We start from the raw sequence: 6460 nt of genomic DNA, 5'->3' as shown, positions 1-6460 counted from the left end.
TTGAATTACTTATTCAGAACTTTCGAGGATGTGTTTCACTGTTTAATTATCAAGGATCTCTGCCGTTCCGACTCGGATCAGCTCGTTTATTTTATCACAGAGCTTTTCATTTGTCAAGAACTTTTTTAATTAATTTTTTTGAAGCTCTTTCGAACTTCCTGAGAACGTTTTGTTCTCTGCCGTTCTCTCGATCAGCAACTCGTTTATTCTATCAAACTCATTTGCTTTTGTCAAGAACTTTTTTCAAGTTTTTTTGAAGTAGTTTTGCAACCCGCGGCAGCCACCCGGCTCCGAACTAGGTTTTTCTGTTTCAAAAGAACTCATTCACTGTAGCTCTCGCTGACAGCTTAGTTATAATAACACCCCCGAAAGCAAAAGTCAACACCTTTTTTCGAATTTTCTTATTTTTAGAAAAATACGGTCAATTCTGCATATTCAGTATTTTATCTGACTATTTCTTTTTTTACTCCATCATCAAAATCTTTTTCGGCTGATATCGTACAATCTGGTATACCATAACCATAGAAGAAGCCAGCACAACCCCCATTCCACAAAGATACAATATTATAATCTGCTGTGTCTTAATTGCAGCCTGCACACCGTTCGAAAGATCTACAGCTATTTTTATCACATTCGCCAAAGGATAAGAAAAAATTACCCCCGCTGTAATTGCCAGCAATACCGGGCAAAAAGATTCCATCAACATCTGCAGCATAATCCGCATCTTTGTTTCTCCAACAGAAAGAAGAATGCCAATCTCAAACATGCGATCCCGCAAATTCATAAGAATCAAAAAACTTAATGTGATAGTTCCAAGGATTACGGAAACTATCACCATGAGATTCGAAATCCCTGCCAGGCTCTTCAGGCTGTCGGCCACCGCTTTATAAGCTGAAACATTTACCGTATAGTCCATATCATATTCTTCTTTGATATATTCCGGCATTTTTTTCGCATCTTCAGCAAACGCTCTTCCTTCTTCCGGGTCCTTCAACTGCAATGTAATTTCTTTTACATTATCATTTTCATTCATCTCATAAACTGGTGTATCCAGGGTATAGATAGCATTTGCTGGGTTATTATATACCACATTTCCACTGTAAGCTGCCTCGTTCGTACTGTAAATACCACTGATTTTAAATGTATACCGCTCCTTTGTGTATGGTGAAAGAACAGCTATGGTATCTCCTATTCCCAGTCCATTCCGTTCCGCAATCCCATCACTGACTACCGCTTCTTCTGCATTCTGCGGTACATGTCCCGAAATCAGTGTAACTACAGAAGAAACAGAACTAAAATACTCGACAGGATCAGATGATCCCTCCACATAAATATTTTCTGTTCCATTTTCTTCCTGTCCGTCCATAATTTCAGCTGTAAAGTTATCCGCCAGAGCAGCTGTCACCGTATTACAGCTGCCAAACCGAATTCTTTCATCAGCGCAGAGTTCCAAATATTTTTGATGTGAAATCGAATTCACACCGCGCGGCTCTTCACTGTATATCTGACGCTCATTCGATACAAGCACGCTTCCTCCGATGCTCGTCCGAATCTCCCATATCCGTTCCCGACTTGCCGCGCGGATACATAAGCCAAACAGGATCAGGATGGATAAAATCAGGAAACTTAAAAACATCAGAATTGTATTTTTTTTATGATAAGAAATACTGCGAAATGCTCTTTTGATCCAGTTCATAAAAACTTTCCCTCCCCCTCATGTTTAATCCTGCAATTTTTTCTTTTCCAGCCGTACCACCACATCTGCCTCCGCGGCAAATGCTTCCGAATGTGTAACTGCTATTACACATTTCTTATCTTCATGAGCCAGCTCTTTGAAAATTTTCACAATGCCAGCCGCCGTATCAACGTCCAGATTTCCCGTCGGCTCATCCGCAAGAATCACCTCTGCATTTGTCGAAATCGCACGCGCAATCGCTACGCGCTGCTGTTCGCCTCCTGAAAGTTTATTGATATTGCGGTTCATCTGATCTTCTGTAATTCCCATTCGTGTCAGAAGTTCCCGCGCCCGTTCTTTTTTGTTTTTAATCGGATTTGACGTAATTTCCATTGCCGCCAGCACATTCTCCAGCGGGGTCAGATAAGGCAGCAGATTATACGCCTGAAACACAATTCCAATCTTGCTGTTTCGATATCTTGTATAGCCAATTTCCCGGATATCTTTTCCTTCAAAGCACACGCAGCCGCTCTTAGGTTCTTCCAGCGCACCCGCCAAAGTCAGCGTCGTTGTTTTCCCCGATCCAGAAGGACCAACAATCGTGTAAAGAGTACCCTTCTCAAATGAATAGCTGGCTTTATCCAAAATATCAATTCTCTTTCCGCCGCTCTCGTAAAAATAGCTTACCTCTTTTAATTCCAGTTCTGCCATATTGTTCCTTTCTACTATAATCTAGTCGCCTCTACATTTTTCCAGTTCTCACTTCCGTAAGAAACCCATCTTTTACCAAATATACTTTATCAAATTTTTCCAGTTTATCATAATGATGTGTAATAAAAATCACAGATTTTTCCGGCATTTCTTCTGTTATAATTTTATAAAGATATTCATTGGCTTCTACATCAAATCCACTGGACGCTTCATCAAAAAGCATAACCGGCGCATCTTTCAATAGTGCCCGTGCAACCACAAGCTTTTGTCTTTCTCCTCCTGAAAGAAATGCTCCATCATCTCCTATTTGTGTTTTTTCTTTTTCTGGAAAACGTTGCAAGTATTTTTTCACGCCACTTTTCCTTAGTACCTCATTCAGTTTTTGTCTGTCTGCTTTCCCCTCCAAATCTATATTCTGCACAATGTCCCCCAAAAACAACGCTGATTTCTGACTCACAACAGAAAAAAGGCTTCGGTATTCTGATAATTTTAGCACTTTTATATTTTCACCATTACATAAAATTTCTCCTTCTTCCGGTTCATAAAATCGTAATAGTAATTCCAAAATTGTTGATTTTCCACTTCCATTTTTTCCAATAATAGCCACTTTTTCTCCCGGCTCAAGTTTAAAAGATACTTTCTTTAACACTTCCCTATCCTTTGTATACTGAAATCTCACATTTTTAAATTCTAATATTGGCGAAATCTCTTTTTCCACTCTTTTACTTCCACTTCGTTCCTCTTCCATATTCAAAAATGTATAAAGTCGTTCAGCGGACGGTTTGACACTTGCAAAATGCATACGCAGATCAATTAAACTATTTACCGGTCTTGTAACATAACTAGAATAAGAAACAAAAGCAAAAACTGAACCTATGGAAATTTTTCCCACGAACACCAAATATCCACCAACTAAATAAATAAGAATTGTTACACCCCACTCTAAAACAGCATCCCCAAAAATATTCCATGTCTCAATCATGGTTCCTTTCATTTCAACCGCTAACGATTTACAAATCTGTTTTAAAAATTCGCATTTTCTTAATTCATATAGATTCCACAATTTAATTTCTTCCACAGTATTAATTGTATCGCCAAGCCATCCTCCAAATTGTTGCTCAACTTGAATATACATTTTCATGTTTTTCTCACGCTTTTTAGCAAGACATTTTACTAACACGTATTTCACTGGAATTACTATCACTACAATGCATAACAGTTCAGGACTCAACAGCATAAGTCCAGCAAGTCCACTAATTACACGAAAAACATACGAAAAGCTCATCACTACATATCTATCTGTCATAGACGCAACCTGAGATACATCGCATTGTAACATTTGCACTATTTCCATACTATTTTTCATTTGAAAATAATGTTTTTTTAAATGCAATAATTTTCGAAATACATTGCAATACAAGTTCTTATAGAATGAATTATGTATTTCTGCAAAAGTTTTTGCCTGCACAACTTCAATCATTAAATATACCAGCACACAAACAAATAAACCGGCTACTCCATTAACAATTTGGGGCATATTTTTTTCGAGTATTCCGATGTCTGTGATCTGTTTTATCAATAATGGTTGCAGAAATACAGTTACTGTAGAAACAATAGTGCTTATACTCAAAATACCTATTTCTTTTTTATATTTGAGTAACTCTTTTAAAAAATATAAACATTTATTATTCTCTATTATTTTCTTCATTGTTCACAAATATAATATTTTTAATCCTTTAAGCAAACACTGATTCCTATTAGTCCAACCATACACACCCCAAGAAATATGTCCATCCAGACTATTTTCCCACTTTGCTTTTCTCCACTCGAAGGAGCCTTAAAAAATACTTTTTCAAAGCCTGTATCATTTTTATCAAAATATTTTTGTCCTATAACCTCTTCTTTCGTTTCATTCTCCTTCTTCTCAAGCCAATACTGGATCGAAATTTCCTGCATTTCTTCACCACCATATTCGGCTCTTTGATTATCTTTTGCAAGTTCTTCCGCTATTTTTCCGCCAAAAATCTTCATCGCACTATCTTGACTTTCTTCATAGGGTTTTCCAGCTCCCAAAAATAAAAATTGTCCTACTTTCTCCACGCTATCTGGAATCCGTATTTTTGACAAAGAAGAGCAATACATAAAGGCATTATCACCAATGCTCTCTAAACCATCATAAAAATAAATCTGTGTGATTCTAGTTCCCTGAAATGCGCTTTTTCCTACCTTTTTTAGTGTTTTTGGCATTACAATGCTGATAAACCCAGCAGTTGTATCACTGTACTGACCATCTTCCGCAAAGGCAGATTCCCCGATTTCAACAATGCCTTCGGATATCTGCACTGCCCGAAGATCCGTTTTTCTCAAAAAGCAGGAATCTCCGATTCTCGTCACTTCTTTCCCACCTACTTCTTTCGGTGTGACAATCACGCTTTCCGTCCCGATATAGTTTCGTAAAGTTACAGTTTCATCTTCTTCCACGCTATACTGGTAATCTCCCTCTTGGAGCCAGTCTGCCTGTAGCGAAACCTGTGTCGTTCCAGATTCCACTGCAAAAACGTCTTCCCGCCATACCAGCACCAGAACCATCGCTACGATCATTATCATTCTTTTTTTCTTCATGAACACCTACTTTCTGTCCAGCAATATAGATGCCGGGCTTTCTCTAGTTATTTTGCCGACTTGCAGAATTAATATCAAAAGGAAAAGATCTAAAATACCAAGAATCATCCCCGTCATGATTTTCCAGTTCCACTCAATGGACAAATCCGTATCAACAGTTACTCCCGTTGATTCATACGCAGCTATTTCGCTTGTCGGGAGCGCGTTTTTAATATTTCCCGACAGATCTTCATTTTCCTGCTCCACTTTCTCAGCCTGATTCGAAATCATCCGATCTGCGAAATACTCTGCTGTTGGTGTCGCACACAGCGCCGCAAAAACCAGGGCAATCAAAACCGGAACCAAATTCTCCAAAACGAACTGTCCTAAAATCCTTTTTCTGTGTTCCCCCATCGAAAGTAAAATTCCAATCTCACGTTTTCGCCCTTTGACTGACAGGCTGGTCAGAATGCCGAACAGTAAAATTCCGGCAGTCACAAATCCTACGATCATATATCCTATCAGACGATTCAATTTTTCAACAGGTTTCGCAACCATCTCATACCATTCCTTGTTTCGAATCAACTGATAGGACCATTCTCCAGATTCCAAATCCTGCTGTGATATTACCATTGGCTTTACGCTGGAACGTATTCCATTTTCATCGGTCTGTACAACATCATCCACACTTCCTATTTTTATTTTGTTTTTTGTTTCTTCTATGAATGGTTCAACTGATTTTGTATCTTTCAAATAGACCGTAACTGTATTAAATCCCACATTTTGAATTTTTAATGCTTTCATAGAATACTCGCAGAAAATATCCAGTGGAATAAAAATTAAATTATTGTGCCAGTCATTCACAACGGAATCGGACTGATAAACCTCTGGAGTTCTGTAAATGCCTCGAATTTTGAAACTAATTTCTTCCGGGGCACTTACTTTATAGTATTCGATCGTTCCCTGCTCCATTTTATATTTAACAGTATCGCCCACATGGAGATGATTTTTTTCGGCGTATTTTTCTCCTACCACAGCTTCGTATTTGCCCCGTTCTCCGTAGCTCAGTCCGCTTCCTTCCACAATCCTGTAACCCTTTGCCAGAAAATAGGTATCGTATGCGCAGTCCAGTGTTCCAACAGCCGTCATCGTATACATGCCTGAATCTTTCAGATAACCTTTTAGGCGCTGTTGTGTCTCCTCGCTGATATATGTTTCCGTATCCACCGGATCAAGCCAATATGTTCCCGCTTCCATGGTGTACCCCTGAACATAATTGCTGTCAATGAACTTTTCTACGATTGCGGACGGGATCGCATATACAGTACATGATTTTCCAGCTTCTCCCTCGGCCGGCCCGCGCAGAGTAATAGAGTTGGCCAATGTTTCCTGTGCTCTTTTCACTTTATTTCCACTTGCAATTCCAATCATCAGCATAGAAAATATCGCCAGGAAAAGTACTAAAAACAGTAT

5 protein-coding genes are annotated in these 6460 nt (G+C 38.8%); all 5 read right to left on the bottom strand.

The annotated features are described in order from the left end of the window. Nucleotides 1-463 precede the first annotated feature (463 nt). From DWX32_RS07390 to DWX32_RS07370, 5 genes are read right to left on the bottom strand one after another with little or no spacing between them, the layout of a single operon-like run. On the bottom strand, nt 464-1696 hold the full coding sequence (locus tag DWX32_RS07390) for an ABC transporter permease (protein WP_055226878.1): 1233 nt from the start codon (nt 1694-1696) through the stop codon (nt 464-466). Between the two features lie 24 nt (nt 1697-1720). Then, a complete protein-coding gene (locus DWX32_RS07385) occupies nt 1721-2386 on the bottom strand; it encodes an ABC transporter ATP-binding protein (protein WP_055226876.1) in 666 nt (221 codons plus the stop codon). 31 nt (nt 2387-2417) lie between these two features. Further along, nucleotides 2418-4094: an ABC transporter ATP-binding protein gene (locus DWX32_RS07380; RefSeq protein ID WP_055226874.1), complete on the bottom strand. Its 1677-nt coding sequence runs from the start codon at nt 4092-4094 to the stop codon at nt 2418-2420. Nucleotides 4095-4114: 20 nt separating this feature from the next. Further along, on the bottom strand, nt 4115-5008 hold the full coding sequence (locus DWX32_RS07375; protein WP_022463281.1) for a leucine-rich repeat domain-containing protein: 894 nt from the start codon (nt 5006-5008) through the stop codon (nt 4115-4117). Nucleotides 5009-5014: 6 nt separating this feature from the next. Beyond that, nucleotides 5015-6424, bottom strand: coding sequence for an ABC transporter permease (locus DWX32_RS07370; protein ID WP_158554998.1), 1410 nt, complete (start codon nt 6422-6424; stop codon nt 5015-5017). Between the last annotated feature and the right edge of the window lie 36 nt (nt 6425-6460).

The organism is Blautia sp. AF19-13LB, from assembly GCF_003479105.1.
GTDB lineage: Bacteria > Bacillota > Clostridia > Lachnospirales > Lachnospiraceae > Fusicatenibacter > Fusicatenibacter saccharivorans.
Note: the sequence above shows the minus strand (reverse complement) of the source record. Positions and strands in the feature narration are given on the sequence as shown.